The sequence below is a fragment of the Luteibacter rhizovicinus DSM 16549 genome, from assembly GCF_001887595.1.
GTDB lineage: Bacteria > Pseudomonadota > Gammaproteobacteria > Xanthomonadales > Rhodanobacteraceae > Luteibacter > Luteibacter rhizovicinus.
Genome location: NZ_CP017480.1, coordinates 409593 through 425178, shown reverse-complemented (window position 1 = coordinate 425178; position 15586 = coordinate 409593). Strand labels below are relative to the sequence as shown.

The 15586-nt window shown below is 66.0% G+C and carries 16 protein-coding genes; all 16 read left to right on the top strand.

Translation table 11 applies throughout. The annotated features are described in order from the left end of the window. Positions 1-36: 36 nt before the first annotated feature. The 16 genes from fliF to flhF all read left to right on the top strand — a co-directional run bounded on the left by fliF (position 37) and on the right by flhF (position 15576). Positions 37-1749 carry a flagellar basal-body MS-ring/collar protein FliF gene (gene fliF, locus BJI69_RS02000; RefSeq protein WP_046966183.1) on the top strand — a complete coding sequence of 571 codons (1713 nt, stop codon included), beginning with the start codon at positions 37-39 and terminating at the stop codon, positions 1747-1749. Beyond that, positions 1739-2752 carry a flagellar motor switch protein FliG gene (gene fliG / locus BJI69_RS01995; protein ID WP_046966184.1) on the top strand — a complete coding sequence of 338 codons (1014 nt, stop codon included), beginning with the start codon at positions 1739-1741 and terminating at the stop codon, positions 2750-2752. The genes fliF and fliG overlap by 11 nt, the downstream gene beginning before the upstream one ends. After that, positions 2752-3393, top strand: a complete 642-nt coding sequence (locus tag BJI69_RS01990; RefSeq protein WP_046966185.1) for a FliH/SctL family protein — start codon at positions 2752-2754, stop codon at positions 3391-3393. The genes fliG and BJI69_RS01990 overlap by 1 nt, the downstream gene beginning before the upstream one ends. After that, a complete protein-coding gene (gene fliI / locus BJI69_RS01985; protein ID WP_046966186.1) occupies positions 3390-4751 on the top strand; it encodes a flagellar protein export ATPase FliI in 1362 nt (453 codons plus the stop codon). Before BJI69_RS01990 ends, fliI begins: the two co-directional genes overlap by 4 nt. Further along, a complete protein-coding gene (gene fliJ / locus BJI69_RS01980; protein WP_046966187.1) occupies positions 4751-5185 on the top strand; it encodes a flagellar export protein FliJ in 435 nt (144 codons plus the stop codon). The genes fliI and fliJ overlap by 1 nt, the downstream gene beginning before the upstream one ends. 49 nt (positions 5186-5234) lie before the next feature. Continuing rightward, positions 5235-6377: a flagellar hook-length control protein FliK gene (locus BJI69_RS01975; protein WP_046966188.1), complete on the top strand. Its 1143-nt coding sequence runs from the start codon at positions 5235-5237 to the stop codon at positions 6375-6377. Positions 6378-6575: 198 nt separating this feature from the next. Then, the gene (locus BJI69_RS01970; protein ID WP_046966189.1) at positions 6576-7070 is read left to right on the top strand and encodes a flagellar basal body-associated FliL family protein; all 495 of its coding nucleotides are present in this window, start codon (positions 6576-6578) and stop codon (positions 7068-7070) included. A 15-nt stretch (positions 7071-7085) separates the two neighbouring features. Continuing rightward, positions 7086-8108, top strand: a complete 1023-nt coding sequence (gene fliM / locus BJI69_RS01965; protein WP_046966190.1) for a flagellar motor switch protein FliM — start codon at positions 7086-7088, stop codon at positions 8106-8108. A gap of 269 nt (positions 8109-8377) precedes the next feature. Next, positions 8378-8653 carry a flagellar motor switch protein FliN gene (gene fliN / locus BJI69_RS01960; RefSeq protein ID WP_197478325.1) on the top strand — a complete coding sequence of 92 codons (276 nt, stop codon included), beginning with the start codon at positions 8378-8380 and terminating at the stop codon, positions 8651-8653. Between the two features lie 5 nt (positions 8654-8658). Beyond that, positions 8659-9099: a flagellar biosynthetic protein FliO gene (gene fliO / locus BJI69_RS01955; protein WP_046966196.1), complete on the top strand. Its 441-nt coding sequence runs from the start codon at positions 8659-8661 to the stop codon at positions 9097-9099. A gap of 53 nt (positions 9100-9152) precedes the next feature. Next, the gene (gene fliP, locus BJI69_RS01950; protein ID WP_046966197.1) at positions 9153-9911 is read left to right on the top strand and encodes a flagellar type III secretion system pore protein FliP; all 759 of its coding nucleotides are present in this window, start codon (positions 9153-9155) and stop codon (positions 9909-9911) included. After that, positions 9908-10177, top strand: coding sequence for a flagellar biosynthesis protein FliQ (fliQ, locus tag BJI69_RS01945; RefSeq protein ID WP_046966192.1), 270 nt, complete (start codon positions 9908-9910; stop codon positions 10175-10177). The genes fliP and fliQ overlap by 4 nt, the downstream gene beginning before the upstream one ends. Continuing rightward, on the top strand, positions 10177-10953 hold the full coding sequence (gene fliR / locus BJI69_RS01940; RefSeq protein ID WP_071924856.1) for a flagellar biosynthetic protein FliR: 777 nt from the start codon (positions 10177-10179) through the stop codon (positions 10951-10953). The genes fliQ and fliR overlap by 1 nt, the downstream gene beginning before the upstream one ends. Further along, on the top strand, positions 10950-12092 hold the full coding sequence (flhB, locus tag BJI69_RS01935) for a flagellar biosynthesis protein FlhB (RefSeq protein WP_046968435.1): 1143 nt from the start codon (positions 10950-10952) through the stop codon (positions 12090-12092). The genes fliR and flhB overlap by 4 nt, the downstream gene beginning before the upstream one ends. Before the next feature lie 2 nt (positions 12093-12094). Continuing rightward, positions 12095-14206 (top strand): flagellar biosynthesis protein FlhA, encoded by a 2112-nt coding sequence (flhA, locus tag BJI69_RS01930; protein WP_046968436.1) that lies wholly within the window; start codon positions 12095-12097, stop codon positions 14204-14206. Between the two features lie 17 nt (positions 14207-14223). After that, positions 14224-15576, top strand: a complete 1353-nt coding sequence (gene flhF / locus BJI69_RS01925) for a flagellar biosynthesis GTPase FlhF (protein WP_046968437.1) — start codon at positions 14224-14226, stop codon at positions 15574-15576. Positions 15577-15586 lie beyond the last annotated feature (10 nt).

The following is a 15586-nucleotide window of genomic DNA, read 5'->3' as shown; positions in this document are numbered from 1 at the left end:
GCGACATGCGTCTCCCAAAAGGACTGAAGTCGAACCATGGCAGATAACGGCGTAGCCACCACGGACAACAACGACGGCAAGCGCATGGACTCGTTGAAGTCGCTGGCGCAGACGCCGGCGGCGCGACAGCTCTTCATGCTCGCGGGCATCGCTGGCGCGGTCGCGATCGGTATCGCCGCGGTGATGTGGTCGCGCGCGCCGAACTATGGCCTCCTCTATGGCGGCCTCGAACAGAAAGACGCCGCCGCCGTGACCCAGGCACTGCAGGCAGGCAATACGCCGTACACGCTCAGCAACGACGGCAGCTCCATCTTCGTGCCCGCCGCCGACGTGGCTGGCGTGCGCCTCAAGCTCGCCGGCCAGGGTCTGCCGCAGGGCAGTGCGGCGAGCGCCGTGCCCCAGGCCGACTCGCCGTTCGGCATGAGCGACATGGCCGAGCGATCGCGCTACCAGTCCATGCTCGAGAACGATCTTTCCAGCACGATCGCCGGCCTGCAGTCGATCCGTGCGGCGCGTGTCCACCTCGCGCTGCCCAAGCCTTCCGCCTTCGTCCGTGACAACAAGCCGGCGAGTGCGTCGGTGGTCGTCTCGCTCTATCCGGGGCGCCAGCTCGACCAGGGCCAGGTCGCCGCCATCGTGCATCTGGTGGCCGCCAGCGTGCCGGATCTCGATACGCGCCAGGTGTCGGTGATCGACCAGGGTGGCAATTTGCTGACCGTGAGTGACCCCGACAGTGCGTCTGCCATCGGTGACAGCCGTCTGCGCCTTTCCAACCGTATCGAAGCCACTTATACGCAGCGCGTCGAAGACCTGCTGACGCCGCTCGTGGGTGCCGGCAAGGTACGCGCCCAGGTCTTCGCCGACCTCGATTTCTCGCAGACCGAGAAGGCCAGCGAAACGTTCAATCACGATAACCCGGCGCTGCGCAGCGAGCAGACCAACAGCGAAACGCGTACGGATGCCGCCAACAACGGTGGCGTACCGGGTGCGCTGAGCAATCAGCCGCCGAACACCGGAGCGAACGCGACCGCCGCCAATCCTGCTGCGGGCGCCGGCGCCAAGCCCGGCCAGGGCCAGAATGCCGCCACGCAGACGGCGCAGACGCCGACACAGCAGACGCAGAGCGCCACGCGCAACTACGAACTCGATCGCACCGTCAGCCATGTCACCGATCCTGCCGGCAAGGTCGCACGCTTGTCCGTCGCCGTGGTCGTCGACAACAAGCAGGTGCCGGACAAGGACGGCAAGAACAAGAGCGTGGCGTTCACGCCCGAAGAATTGTCCCGCCTGACCGAGCTCACCAAGAACGCCGTCGGCTTCAGTGCCGCGCGCGGCGACAGCGTCAGCGTGATCAACGAAGCCTTCCATGGCGCCATCGCCGATGAAGAGCCGCAGTCGACGCCGTTCTGGGAGCGTCCGGGCATGCTCGACCTGATCAAGCAGGGTCTCGGCGTGATGATCGCCCTGATCGTCGGTTTCTTCGTCCTGCGTCCCATCCTCAAGGGTCTGCTCAAGCCGGCACCGATGATGATGAACAACGTGGCGCTGGCCGGTCCCATGCCGACGGTGTCGGTCATGGTCGACGATGACGACATGACGCCGGATCGGGTGAGCACATCGCCGCAGCTGGGCTCGCCCGCGCTGCTGGCTTACGAACAGAAGGTCGGCCTGGCCAAGCGCATGGCTGCCGAGAATCCCAAACAGGTTGCGCAAGTCGTGAAGAGCTGGGTATCCGACGATGGCGCTTGAACCGAAAGACGCGCTCACGGGCGCGCAGCGGGCAGCGATCCTGCTCCTTACCCTGGGTGAGGAAGACGCTGCCTCGATTCTCAAGCACCTCGGTGCACGCGACGTCCAGGCCGTCGGCACGGCCATGGCCGCTTTGAAGAACGTTTCCAAGGAGCAGGTCGAAACCGTCCTGACCAAGCTGCAGGAAGATGTCGGCCAGCACACGTCGATCGGCGTGGGCACCGAGGAATACATCCGCCGCATCCTCGTCAACGCGCTGGGCGAGAACAAGGCAGGCGGTCTTATCGACCGCATCCTCCTGGGCCGTAGCAGCAAGGGCCTGGAATCGCTGAAGTGGATGGAAAGCCGCGCCATTGCCGAGATGATCGGCCAGGAGCATCCGCAGATCATCGCGCTGGTGATGGCCCACCTCGAGGCCGACCAGGCCGCCGAAGTGATCGGTTACCTGCCGGCACGTACGCGCAGCGACGTCGTCATGCGCATCGCCACGCTCGATGGCGTGCAGCCGCATGCGCTGAACGAGCTGGACGAAATCATGGAACGCCAGTTCTCCGGCAACTCCAACAAGCTGAAGTCGGCCAGCGTCGGTGGCCTCAAGGCCGCGGCGGACATCCTCAACGCGATGGAAACCTCGCGCGAAGCCGAGCTGATGGCCTCGATCCGCGGCATCGACACCGGCCTCGGCGAGCGCATCGAAGAGCTGATGTTCGTCTTCGACGACCTCGCCGATCTCGACGACCGCAGCATGCAGACGCTGCTGCGCGAGGTCCCTTCGGCACGCCTGATCACCGCCCTCAAGGGTGCGGAGACGGCCATTCGAGAGAAGATTTTCGCCAACATGTCCAAGCGCGCCGCCGACATGCTGCGCGACGACCTCGAGGTCAAGGGTCCGGTTCGGCTCTCCGAGGTCGATGCGGCGCAGAAGGAAGTCCTGGCCACGGCGCGGCGTCTCGCTGATGCGGGCCAGATCAATCTCGCCGGTGGCGGGGAAGAATTCGTCTGATGAGCCTTACCTCGATCCTCGCCCGCGAACGCGTCGACCAGTTCGAACGCTGGGAGTTGCCTGTCGTCGGTGGCCCGGATCCCCATGTTGCGCGTGCGGAAGTCGAGGACGAAGGCCCGCATCGGCCGACCGTTGCCGAGATCGAGGCGATCGAACGCCAGGCGCGCGAAGAAGGCTTCAATGGCGGACTCGCCGAGGGCCGTGCGATGGCCCGGCGCGAGCTTGCCGAGCAGGTGGCTCGTCTGGATGCCTTGTTCGCCGCGGTCGAGCGTCCGTTCGCCGAGCTGGATCATGATGTCGCCGGTGACCTCGCCGTGTTGGCGACCGTCATCGCCGAGCGCGTGCTGGGTTATGAAATCGCCACGCAGCCGGAAAAAATCCTCGACGTCGTCCGCCAGGCGGTCGATGCGCTGCCAGCGGCCTCGCGTCACCTCAAGATCCACCTCCATCCCGCCGATGCGGCGCTCGTTCGCGAGCATCGCGTCGGCGTCGACCATGAAGGCAGCGTCGTCGACGATGCCACTCTGGAGCGCGGCGACGTGCGCCTGGAGAGCGAGCAGTCACGACTCGATGCGCGCGTCCGCACGCGCCTGGCGGCGGTGATCGACAGCGTGCTCGAAGGGCAGGTCGATCCCTCGTGAGTGCCGATAGCCACACCGCCGCCCGCATCGCGCACTGGCGCGAATCGCTCGCCGCCCAGCGTGCGAACGCCGAGCGCGTGCGGCCGCTGCAGGCGGAGGGCAAGTTGCGCCGGGTCGTTGGCCTCACGCTCGAAGCCGTCGGCTGCGAGGCGCCCGTTGGCGCCCGTTGCATGGTCGCCGGTGCCGACGGCAGGCAGCTCGAAACCGAGGTGGTCGGCTTTTCCGATGGACGTCTGCTGCTGATGCCCACGGGTGAAATGCATGGCGTGCTGCCCAATGCGCGCGTGACGCCGGTGGCCGCCGTCTCCGGTGTCCCGGTGGGCGACTCGCTGCTGGGTCGTGTCATCGGTCCCGATGGCGCGCCGCTCGATGGCCTGGGCCCGCTGCTGGCCCGGGAACGCGCGCCCCTGCGCCGCGATCCGATCAATCCCATGATGCGTCGTCCGATCGACACGCCGCTCGATGTTGGCGTCCGGGCGATCAATTCGCTACTCACCGTCGGTCGTGGCCAGCGTATCGGTCTGTTCGCCGGCTCGGGCGTGGGTAAGTCCACGCTGATGGGCATGATGACCCGCTTTACCGACGCCGATGTCGTTGTGGTCGGCCTGATCGGTGAGCGCGGTCGTGAGGTCAAGGAATTCGTCGATCACACGCTGGGCGAAGAAGGGCGTCGCCGTGCCGTGGTCGTCGCCGCGCCGGCGGATGCGCCGCCGTTGAGCCGACTGCGTGGGGCGCAAGTCGCCACGGCAGTGGCCGAACATTTTCGTGACCAGGGCCTGCGCGTTCTCCTGCTGATGGACTCGCTCACACGCTATGCCCAGGCACAGCGCGAGATTGCACTGGCCATCGGCGAGCCGCCGGCCACCAAGGGCTACCCACCCTCCGTGTTCGCGATGCTTCCCGCGCTCGTCGAGCGCGCCGGCAACGACGCCGAGGGTCGAGGGTCCATCACGGCTTTCTACACCGTGCTTACCGAGGGTGACGACTACCGGCATGATCCGATCGCCGACGCCGCCCGCGCCATTCTCGACGGCCACATCGTGCTGTCGCGCGACCTTGCCGAGGCGGGGCACTACCCGGCCATCGATATCGAGGCATCGATCAGCCGCGTGATGCCGGCCGTGGTCAGCAAGGAACACATGCGCTCCGCCCAGCGGTTCCGCCAGGTCTATTCGGCCTACCGTCAGCAGCGCGACCTCATCGCGGTGGGCGCGTACCAGAAAGGCAGCGACCCGCGCACGGACGAAGCCATCGCACTCTACCCGCGGCTGTCGGCCTTCCTGCAGCAGGAAACCGACGAGCCGGTGAATCTCGCCGACGCCGAATCCGGCCTCGCTGACACGACGAAGGCCGGCTGATGCCCTCCCGTGCCGACCGCCTGCAACCCGTCGTCGATCTCGCCGAAGAGAAGGCCGAGGACGCGGTGCGTGTGCTCGCCACGCAGCAGCGTGCCCTGGCCGATGCCGAGCATCAACTCGTCGAGCTGCGCCGATACCGTAACGAATACGCCGAGATGCCCGACGGCATCGGCATCGCCGCCCTGCTCAATCGCCAGCAGTTCCTGCAGAAGATCGACATGGCCATCGTCCAGCAGCTGGGCGAGGTACAGCGTCGCGAGCAGGCGCTGGAGCACGCGCGTGGCTTGTGGACCGACGCACGGGGCCGCGCGAAGGCGCTGGACTCGGTGACCACGAAGTATCGCGAGCAGGAGCGCAAGTCGGACGATCGCCGCGAGCAGGCGCAGGCTGACGAACGCTCGCAATACCGCCGAAATCCCCGGAGCGAGGCATGACGCCTGCGTGCGTCCGCCGCCTCCCGAACGACCTCATCGAGTACTCCGCATGAACAACGCCACGCTTGCCCTCAATGTCGCCCGCCCGGTTACCCCCGCCGCATCGCCCGTCGCCGGCGCTGCCGCTTCGTCGGTTCCCGGCAAGGCGAATGACGACACGGCGTCGAACAAGCGCTTCGACGCGGCAATGGACGCGGCGCATGCCGATGCGCGCAAGACCAAGGACTCGTCGTCGGACCAGGGTTCGACAACGTCCAGCAGTTCGTCCGCGGCGAAGGATGCAGGCCCCGACAAGCCGACGTCGGCGCAGGCGTCTGATAAGAAGCCCGACGACGACACAACGAAGAAAGACGATACGACCGATGGCGACACATCGCTTGCCACCAGCGTGCTCGCTTTGATCGGCGTGCCGCCGAAGGTTGGCGAGCTGGCAGGAAAGGCCGTCGCTGTGGCGACGACGGCGGTCGGCAAGCTGGGCGATGCCCTGGGTGCGATGGCCGGTGCGGCTCCGACACCCGGTGCAGGCGCCGCAGCGAACACGACGGTTGCCGCGAAGGACGATGCGTCTACGGGCCTGCCTGCCATGGACGCCATGCCGGCAGCGGCACCCGTTGCGGCAGCTACCGCCTCGCCTTTCGCCAGCCTGCTCGCCGCCCAGGGTGGCGATCTGCCGGCGAGCAAGGACGATGCGCCGGCGATCGATCTGGCGAAGACCAGCCCCATGCCCCTGATGCACGCGCCGGCCATGAATGGCGTGGCCGCTCCCGCCGTGCAGGTCCAGGCCACGCAGGCCGCCACATCGCCGCAGTTCGGCCAGGAGCTGGGTGAGCAGATCGCGTGGATGGGCTCGGGCGACGTCAAGTCGGCACGCATCAAGCTGCATCCGGAAGAGCTCGGCAGCATGGATGTCCACGTGAGCATGGATGGCGGGAAGGTCAACGTGGCCATCCTCGCCCAGCACCCGGCAGCCGTGCATGCCGTGCAGCAGACGTTGTCGCAGCTCGACACCATGCTTGCCCACCACGGCTTGTCCCTGGGCGAGACCAATGTCGGCCAGCGCGATCCGGGACAGAATCCGGGGCAGGGCAATGGACCGGGCGGGCAGGGCGCGGCCATGGCCGACGACAAGGCAGCAACCGACGTGGTCGCGACCTCACGTGTTTCCCGCAGCCTGGTCGACGAGGTGGCGTGACGCCGTTCGGTGACGGGATGTCGGCAGGCGTCAAATTATCGCCTCGCTCACTGCCATCCCTGTCGCATCGAGAACCACGTCACAGCGCCATCTTTCCATCCGGGATACGGATGACGCAGATGGCACGTCGCTTGCAACAATACCCGTAAGCCCCACGGGCAAGACCATCTACGTATTCGCATTCCAGAGGTTCCACGCATGGCTGCAGCACCCAAAGATCCCGCCGAAGGCGCTCCCAAGAAAAAGGGCAAGGGCGGACTCGTGCTCATCGCCGCGCTGGTCGTGCTCGTTGCCGGCGGCGCGGGTGGCTACGTCCTGATGAAGGGCGGTCACGGCAAGGCGGGGGGCGACGCGGCGGAAATCGCCAAGTCCAAGCCGGCCGTTTATCTGCAGCTGGATCCGGCCTTCGTCGTTAACTTCCAGGACGACACCGCCCTACGTTTTCTGCAGGTCGGCGTCAACGTGATGTCCCACGACCCGGAAGCCATCGCCGCGGCCAAGGAAGCCGATCCGGAGATCCGTAACGCGCTGCTGATGCTGTTCTCCGCGCAGGACATCAAGTCGCTGTCCGACGTGAAGGGCAAGCAGAAGCTGCAGGCCGCCGCGCTGGGCGAAATCCAGCGCGTGCTCAAGGAAAAGATTGGCCGTCCCGGTGTGGACGCGGTCTATTTCACCAGCTTCATCATGCAGTGACGGGACGCTTCGGCCATGAGTGACATCCTTACCCAGGAAGAAATCGACGCCCTCCTGGCGGGCGTGGAAGGCGGTGCGGTCGAAACCGAGATCGAGCTTCCGCCGCCCGGTGGCATTCACGACTACGACTTCACCCAGCAGGACCGGATCGTCCGCGGACGCCTGCCGACCCTGGAAATGGTCAACGACCGTTTCGCCCGTTATTTCCGCGCCAACCTGTTCAACGTGTTGCGCAAGTCCTGCGAAGTCTCGGTGCTTGGTGTGAAGATGACCAAGTTCAACGAGTACGTACACTCGCTGGCCGTGCCGAGCAACCTCAACCTGATCCGCATCAAGCCGCTTCGCGGCACCGCGCTGATGGTGTTCGAGCCGCGCCTGGTGTTCACCGTCATCGACAATTTCTTCGGTGGCGATGGCCGCTATCACGCACGTATCGAAGGTCGGGACTTTACCCCGACCGAGAACCGCGTGATCCAGATCGTGCTGCAGGAAGCCTTCACGGCCATGGCCGAAGCCTGGGCGCCTGTACTGAAGATGCAGTTCGAGTTTCTCAACTCCGAGATCAATCCGCAGTTCGCGAACATCGTCAGCCCGACGGAGACGGTGGTCGTCTCGCGTTTCCATATCGAGCTCGACGGCGGCGGCGGCGAAGTGCACCTGACCCTGCCGTATTCGATGGTCGAGCCGATCCGCGAGTTGCTCGATGCCGGCGTGCAGAGTGACCGGGCCGAGCGCGACGAGCGCTGGATCCAGAACCTGCACGAGGAAATCCTCGATGCGGAAGTGGAGGTGACCTCCATGCTGGCCGAGGCGCGCCTGACCATCGGCGACTTCCTGCACCTGCGCAAGGGCGATGTCATTCCGATCAGCCTGCCGGAGTTCGCCACGATCTTCGCCGAGGACGTGCCGATCTTCCGTGGCCGCATGGCCAACTCCAACGGCAACAAGGCCATCCAGTTCGATTCGCTGATGCGCAAGCGCGGCGAGACCAAGGCCATGCCGATCACCACGACCGAGCCAATGCCTGAGCTGGTGTGACGTCAACTGACCGTCACCGCACGCAACTGCCGTCACGCGTCAGCTTTCCGACAAGTGACGGTTTCCGGTCGGCAAGGGTGAGCGGCGGTGCCCCGCCAACCACCTGAAAAAACACAAAAAATTCACCGTCATCCGGTCGCCGAATCCATGGCACGCCGTTTGCTTCAGGGGGTACATACCCCAGCAACGCGATCACCGGAACCGACATGAACGAACCGACCACGCTCGAAGAGATCGAAGGCGCCAACGAGGCGAGCCTGCACAAGTCGATGGGCCTGGGCGCCGAGGTCAACCTCGACGTCATCCTGGACGTGCCGGTCACGATGGCGATGGAGGTCGGTCGCACCAAGATCAGCATTCGCAACCTGCTGCAGCTGAACCAGGGCTCGGTGGTCGAGCTCGATCGCGCCGCGGGTGAGCCGCTCGACGTCTTCGTCAACGGCACCCTGGTCGCCCACGGCGAAGTCGTCGTGATCAACGAAAAGTTCGGTATCCGGCTGACCGACGTGATCAGTCCGGCCGAGCGCGTCCGCAAACTGCGGTGATCGACATGCGCCGTACCGTCGCCGCCCTCGCCGGTGGCTTCCTTTCCTGCGCCCTGATGGCGGCCCCTGTGGTCGCTCCGGTGGCCCCGTCGGTCGCCGCCCCGGCAGTGGATTCGGGCGCGGAGCTGGTCCGCGTGCTGATCAGCCTGCTCGGCGTCGTCGCACTCATTTTCTTCGTCGGTTGGCTTAGCCGCCGCGCGCAGGTCCGCGTGCGTCCCGGCGGCCGGAAGATTCGCGTCATCGAAACGATGCCGGTCGGTATCAAGGAAAAAGTCATGCTGCTCGAAGTCGGCGGCACGCAGCTGCTGGTCGGCGCCTCGCCCACCGGGGGTTTGCGCACGCTGCACGTCCTGGCCACGCCGGTGCAGGACGACGCTACCCCGGCGGCTAACGCGCCGACGATGCGTGGTTTTCGTGACGTGCTGAATCAATGGAAGCGGTCGTGATCGGGGGGGCTATCGCGGGCGAAGCCCGCTCCCACAGAAAGCCGTCCCGCACGATGCGCGGCTGGTCGTGGTTTGTCTTCATCGTGCTGCTTCTCGCGCCCATGGTGGCGTCCGCCGCCGATCCGCTTCCGCCGCCGGGCATCCAGCTGCTGAACGTGCAGCCGGGCGCGAATGGCAGCCAGAACTGGTCGCTATCGATCCAGATGCTGGCGCTGATGACGGCGCTGACGGTCCTCCCGGCGATCCTGCTGATGATGACCTCGTTCACCCGCATCGTCATCGTGCTCGGCTTTCTGCGCCAGGCGCTCGGTACCAACAGCACGCCGCCGAACCAGGTCATCATCGGCCTGTCGCTTTTCCTCACCCTGTTCGTGATGTCGCCGGTGATCAACAAGGCCTACGACACGGGCATCAAGCCGTACATGGATGGCCAGATGACCGTGCAGGATGCCGTGCCACTGGCTGCCGCGCCGTTCCGTCACTTCATGCTCGACCAGACACGTGAGCCGGATCTCCAGCTGTTCACCAAGCTCGCTGGCGAGCAGCCGTATGCCGACAAAGACTCCGTGCCTTACCGCGTGGCCTTGCCTGCGTTCGTGACCAGTGAGCTGAAGACCGCGTTCCAGATGGGCTTCCTGCTGTTCATCCCGTTCCTGATCATCGACCTGGTCGTGGCCAGCGTGCTGATGTCGATGGGCATGATGATGGTCTCGCCGATGATCATCTCGCTGCCTTTCAAGATCATGCTGTTCGTCCTCGTCGACGGCTGGACACTGCTGCTGGGCACGCTGGCGGGGAGCTTCTACCAATGACGCCCGAGTCGGTCATCGCCTTCGGTCAGCAGGCCCTGCACATCGCCATGCTGGTCGGCGCACCGCTGCTGCTCACCGCGCTGGCCGTCGGCCTGATCGTCGGCATGATCCAGGCGGCCACGCAGATCAACGAACAGACCCTCAGCTTCATTCCGAAGCTGATCTCCATGGCCCTGGTGATGATCATCACCGGCCCCTGGATGCTGCGCACGCTCGTGACCTTCACCCGCACCCTGATCGAAAGCCTGCCCCAGGCGGTGCGTTGATGCCGATCGACCTGAACCAGCTCGAGGGGTGGGTGGGCGGGGCGTGCTGGGCGTTGGCCCGCATTTCCGGCCTGCTGCTCGTCGCGCCGGTGCTGAGCGCGAACACGGTCCCGCCGCGCATCAAGATGGGCCTGGCCGTCATGCTCACGGTGTTGCTTGCGCCGCTGGCACCGATGGAGCTTCGGCCGCTGTCGGCGCAGGGCGTGGCGACGCTGGCCCAGCAGGTCCTGATCGGTGCGGCGCTCGGTTTCCTGCTCAAGCTGGTGTTCGAGGCCGTGGCCTTCGGTGGCCAGTTCGTTTCGCAGGCCATGAGCCTGGGCTTCGCCGAGGTGCTGAACCCCGGCCTTGGCGGCACCACGCCGGTGCTCAGCCAGTTCTATACGATGATCGTGACCTTGCTGTTCCTGGTGATGAACGGCCACCTGCAACTGATCGGCCTGCTCGCCGACAGCTTCCGCAGCATGCCGGTGAGCGATCACGGCATCGGCGCGGACGGCATCTGGGGCGTGCTTCAGTTTGCCAGCCACCTGTTCGCGGGTGCCGTTCGCGTCGCCTTGCCGGCGCTCACCGCCGTGCTCGTGGTCAACCTGGGCTTCGGCGCGATCAGCCGTTCGGCGCCATCGATGAACCTGTTCGCGGTCGGTTTTCCGATCACCATCTGCCTGGGCATCATCGCCGTGTGGCTGGCCCTGCGCGGCCTGCCCAGCGCCTGGGATTCGCTGCAGACCGACGCCTGGGAAGCCATGCGCCAGTTGGTCGGGAGGTCGTCGCCATGAGCGAGTCCGACCAGGAAGACAAAACCGAATCACCTAGTGACAAACGACTTCGCGAGGCTCGTGAAAAGGGCGATCTGCCGCGTTCGCGCGATCTGTCCACCGCCGTGGTCGTGCTCGCCGGCGTGACCACGATGATCGCCTCGCGCGACCAGATGGCCGTGCACGCGTCGAACATCATGCACGTGGGCCTGCGTTACGGTCGCGACGACCTGTTCGCCGCCAACGGCATCAGCCATGCGCTGATGACTGCCGCGGGCGAGGGCCTGAAGCTGCTCGGCCCGGTCTTCACGGTGACCGCCGTGGCCGCGGTCGCCGCGCCCGCGCTCATGGGCGGGCTGAATTTCTCGCTCGAAGCGCTGGTACCGAAGTTCGATCGTCTCGACCCGATCAAGGGCTTCGGTCGCCTGGTATCCATGAACGGACTGGTCGAGCTGGGCAAGTCGTTGCTCAAGCTGCTCCTGATCGGCGGCGCACTGGTCTGGTACCTCAATCGCACCACGAAGGAGATGTACGCAGTAGGCAGCGGGCCGGTCAAGGATGGCATCGCCCACACCTTCAGCGTCCTGGGCCAGGCGTCACTGATCTTCGCCTGTGCCCTGGGACTGATCGCCCTGGTGGATGCACCCTGGCAGGCCTTCAGCTTCACCAAGAAGATGCGCATGACCAAGCAGGAAGTGAAGGACGAGCACAAGGAAAGCGAAGGCAGTCCGGAACTGAAGTCGAAAATCCGTCAGATGCAGCACCAGATGGCTCGCCGCCGGATGATGGAAGACGTTCCTACGGCGGACGTGATCGTGGTCAACCCGACCCACTTCGCCGTCGCCCTCAAGTACGACGACGTAAAAATGGGCGCGCCGCGAGTCGTGGCAAAGGGTGTGGACGTCCTGGCCCAGCAAATCCGCGATGTGGCCGGTGCCGCGAAAGTTCCTGTGGTGGAAGCGGCGCCGTTGGCACGCGCCTTGTATGCAACGACGGAAGTCGGTCGCGAGATCCCCTCGGCGCTATATGTCGCCGTCGCCCAGATCCTGGCCTATGTGTTCCGCCTGAAGCAGGCGATCGCCGTTGGCGACCTCCCGCCCGATCTACCCGTGCAGGACATCGATCCTGAACTGCTCGGCCCCTACCGTATGGATAAGTGACGATGGCAGCTACGACCACGCTCATGGGCACGTTCCGCCAGATCGGCCGGCGGGGCATTGCCGCGCCGGTGGTGATGCTGGTGATGCTCGGCATGCTCATGCTGCCGCTGCCCCCGTTCATGCTCGACCTGCTGTTCACCTTCAACATCGCGTTGTCCCTGGTGATCCTGCTGGCCACCATGTACGTGATGCGCCCGCTGGAACTGGCCTCGTTCCCGACCGTGGTGCTGTTCGCCACCTTGCTGCGCCTGGCGTTGAACATCGCCTCCACCCGCGTCGTCCTGCTGCACGGCCACAACGGCCCGGGTGCGGCCGGCAAGGTGATCGAGGCCTTCGGCGAGTTCGTCATCGGCGGAAACTTCGCCGTCGGTTTCGTGGTGTTCGCCATCCTCACCATCATCAACTTCGTGGTCGTGACCAAGGGCGCCACGCGCGTCTCGGAAGTGACTGCGCGCTTCACCCTCGACGCCATGCCCGGCAAGCAGATGGCGATCGATGCCGATCTCAATGCCGGCCTGCTCACCCAGGAACAGGCGCGCGAGCGCCGTCAGGAAGTGCGCGAGGAAGCCGACTTCTACGGTTCGATGGACGGTGCATCCAAGTTCGTGCGCGGCGACGCCACGGCCGGCATGCTGATCCTCGCGATCAACATCATCGGCGGCTTTTTCATCGGCATGCTGCAGCACGGCCTATCTGCCTCGGAGGCGGCACGCACGTACACCCTGCTGACCATCGGCGATGGCCTGGTCGCCCAGGTGCCGGGCCTGATGCTCTCGATCGCCACGGCGGTCATCGTCACCCGCGTGTCCAAGTCCCAGGAAATGGGCAAGCACGTGATGGGGCAGCTCTTCGGCCAGCCGAAGGCGCTGGCCGTGGCGGCTGCCGTGCTCGGCGCGATGGGCCTGGTTCCGGGCATGCCGAACCTGCCGTTCCTGTTGCTCGCCGCCGGTGCCGGTTTCGGCGCCTGGAAGCTGCAGCAGAACAAGGATCGCCTCGCCGACGGTGGGACGCCCGCCGACGCCACGGCACCGGGCACGGAGCTTGCGCTGGAATCGACGCCGCCCGGCGAACGTCTCGAACTCTCGTGGGAAGACGTGGCCCAGGTCGACACGATCGGCCTGGAGGTCGGCTACCGCCTGATCCCGCTGGTCGACAAGGCGCAGGGCGGTGAACTCATGGCGCGGATCAAGTCGGTGCGCCGCAAGCTCTCGCAGGAGCTGGGCTTCCTGGTTCCGTCCGTACACATTCGCGACAACCTCGACCTCTCGCCACACGGGTATCGCATCTCGCTGATGGGCGTACCGATGGGCGAAGCCGAAATTCACACCGAGCGCATGCTGGCCATCGATCCGGGCCGCGTGCACGGGACGATCAACGGTATTGCCACCCGCGATCCGGCCTTCGGCCTCGACGCCGTATGGATCGAGCCCGGCCTGCGTGAGCATGCGCAGACGCTGGGCTACACGGTGGTCGACCCGGCCACGGTGATCGCCACCCACCTCTCGCACATCCTGCAGAACCACGCCCACGAACTCATCGGCCACCAGGACGTGCAGCAGCTGCTCGACCGCCTCGCCCAGCAGACGCCGAAGCTCGTCGAAGACCTGGTGCCCAAGCGCCTGTCGCTCGGTGCGGTGGTCAAGGTGCTGCAGAACCTGCTCGCCGAGCGCGTGCCGATTCGTAACTTCCGCGGCATCGTCGAGTCGCTGGCCGAGCATGCTGGCCAGAGTCAGGATCCCGGCGTCCTCGCGGCCAGTGTGCGCGTCACCCTTGGCCGACAGATCGTGCAGGAGATCGCCGGGCTCGGAACTGAGGTCCCCGTCATTACTTTGGCGCCGGAACTGGAGCAGATTCTTCTGCAGTCCCTACAGGGTGGTGGTCCCGCCGGTGCGGCGATCGAGCCGGGTCTGGCCGATCGTCTCCAGCAGAACGTGGCGGAGGCCGCGCGACGTCAGGAAGCGGCCGGCGAACCGGCCGTCCTGCTGGTCTCGCCGGCACTTCGTCCCTGGCTTTCACGCTTCACTCGGCATGTGGCCCAAAACCTGCATGTACTCGCCTATAACGAGGTCCCGGACAACCGCCGCGTCAAGCTGGTGACGGCCCTCGGACGATAGGACAGAGGAGCTAACGCATGAAAATCAAACGATTCGTTGCCGCCGACATGCGCCAGGCCATGCGCCAGGTTCGCGATGAGCAGGGTCCGGACGCCGTGATCCTGTCCACGCGTCGGATGGACGACGGTATCGAAATCATCGCCGCGCTCGACTACGACGAAGCGCTGGTTCGCGAGGCGGGTTTCGCCTTCGAACCGCCGACCGCCGAAGAGACCGCTGCGAAGCATGCTGCCGCGCTGGCGCCGATCCGCGCCACGCGCGACAGCGACCGCGCCGCACGCATCGATCAGGCACGTGCCGCCACGGCTGCTGCCGTCGAACGTGCCGCCAAGGGCGCAGCGGTCAATCCGAATGCACCGCAGCGCCAGTCCAGCGCCGCCCTCGCGTCCAGCGTGGCCGACGTGGTCCGTGCCGCCACGGTCAACCCGAACAGCGACGCCGCCGTGAACGGCGTGCGTGCCGAGATCAACAGCCTGCGTGAAATGCTGGAAGTCCAGCTTTCCACGCTGGCCTGGAACCAGATGGATCGCGATCAGCCGCTGCGCGCTCGCGTGCTTCGCGAAATGACCCGCCTGGGCATCGACGGCGACGTGGCTCGCGCGCTGTGCGCCGAACTGCCGGCCGGCATGACCTCCGAACAGGCGCGTTACCTGCCGCTGGGCATCCTCTCGCGCAACATCCGCACCAGCGGGCGCAATTTCGACACGGTCGGCGGCGGCGTCACCGCGCTGGTCGGTACCACCGGCGTCGGCAAGACGACGACCATCGCCAAGCTCGCCGCCCGTGCCGTCCTTCGCCACGGCGCTTCCAACGTCGCCCTCATCAGCGCCGACCAGTACCGTATCGGTGCCGGCGCGCAGCTCGAGCATTACGGTCGCCTCCTCGGCGTGCGCGTGTACAACGCCCACGATGCGGACAGCCTGCGCAACGTGCTTCTCCAGCTGCGCAGCAAGCACACCGTGCTGGTCGACACCGCCGGCATGGCCGGCAACGATCCCAAGCTGCAGCAGCAGTTCGACACGCTGCGCGCGACCTCGAACCTGCGCGTCTGCCTGGTGCTCGCCGCCAATGCGCAGGCCCAGGCGATCGACAACGCGATCCGCTCGTACGCGCCGCTGTCACCGCAGACCGCCATCCTTACCAAGCTCGACGAGGCGCCGCTGATCGGCGGCGCCCTGTCGGCACTCATTCGCCACGCCATGCCGCTGGACTACACCACCGACGGGCAGCGTGTGCCCGAAGACATCGCCTCCGCCGATGCGCGCAAGCTGGTCTGCCTCGCAGCCCAACTGCTCAAGCAGCGCAACGAGGAGCCCGACGACGCCGTACTTGCCGATCGTTTCGGCACCGCGGCGCCCGCGCTCGCCTGATCGGGAAACC

What these genes read in the sequence shown, in the direction of transcription:
- fliF (WP_046966183.1), top strand. Translation starts at nt 37, where the DNA reads ATGGCAGATAACGGCGTAGCCACCACGGACAACAACGACGGCAAGCGC.
- fliG (WP_046966184.1), top strand. Translation starts at nt 1,739, where the DNA reads ATGGCGCTTGAACCGAAAGACGCGCTCACGGGCGCGCAGCGGGCAGCG.
- BJI69_RS01990 (WP_046966185.1), top strand. Translation starts at nt 2,752, where the DNA reads ATGAGCCTTACCTCGATCCTCGCCCGCGAACGCGTCGACCAGTTCGAA.
- fliJ (WP_046966187.1), top strand. Translation starts at nt 4,751, where the DNA reads ATGCCCTCCCGTGCCGACCGCCTGCAACCCGTCGTCGATCTCGCCGAA.
- BJI69_RS01975 (WP_046966188.1), top strand. Translation starts at nt 5,235, where the DNA reads ATGAACAACGCCACGCTTGCCCTCAATGTCGCCCGCCCGGTTACCCCC.
- BJI69_RS01970 (WP_046966189.1), top strand. Translation starts at nt 6,576, where the DNA reads ATGGCTGCAGCACCCAAAGATCCCGCCGAAGGCGCTCCCAAGAAAAAG.
- fliM (WP_046966190.1), top strand. Translation starts at nt 7,086, where the DNA reads ATGAGTGACATCCTTACCCAGGAAGAAATCGACGCCCTCCTGGCGGGC.
- fliN (WP_197478325.1), top strand. Translation starts at nt 8,378, where the DNA reads ATGGGCCTGGGCGCCGAGGTCAACCTCGACGTCATCCTGGACGTGCCG.
- fliO (WP_046966196.1), top strand. Translation starts at nt 8,659, where the DNA reads ATGCGCCGTACCGTCGCCGCCCTCGCCGGTGGCTTCCTTTCCTGCGCC.
- fliP (WP_046966197.1), top strand. Translation starts at nt 9,153, where the DNA reads ATGCGCGGCTGGTCGTGGTTTGTCTTCATCGTGCTGCTTCTCGCGCCC.
- fliQ (WP_046966192.1), top strand. Translation starts at nt 9,908, where the DNA reads ATGACGCCCGAGTCGGTCATCGCCTTCGGTCAGCAGGCCCTGCACATC.
- fliR (WP_071924856.1), top strand. Translation starts at nt 10,177, where the DNA reads ATGCCGATCGACCTGAACCAGCTCGAGGGGTGGGTGGGCGGGGCGTGC.
- flhB (WP_046968435.1), top strand. Translation starts at nt 10,950, where the DNA reads ATGAGCGAGTCCGACCAGGAAGACAAAACCGAATCACCTAGTGACAAA.
- flhA (WP_046968436.1), top strand. Translation starts at nt 12,095, where the DNA reads ATGGCAGCTACGACCACGCTCATGGGCACGTTCCGCCAGATCGGCCGG.
- flhF (WP_046968437.1), top strand. Translation starts at nt 14,224, where the DNA reads ATGAAAATCAAACGATTCGTTGCCGCCGACATGCGCCAGGCCATGCGC.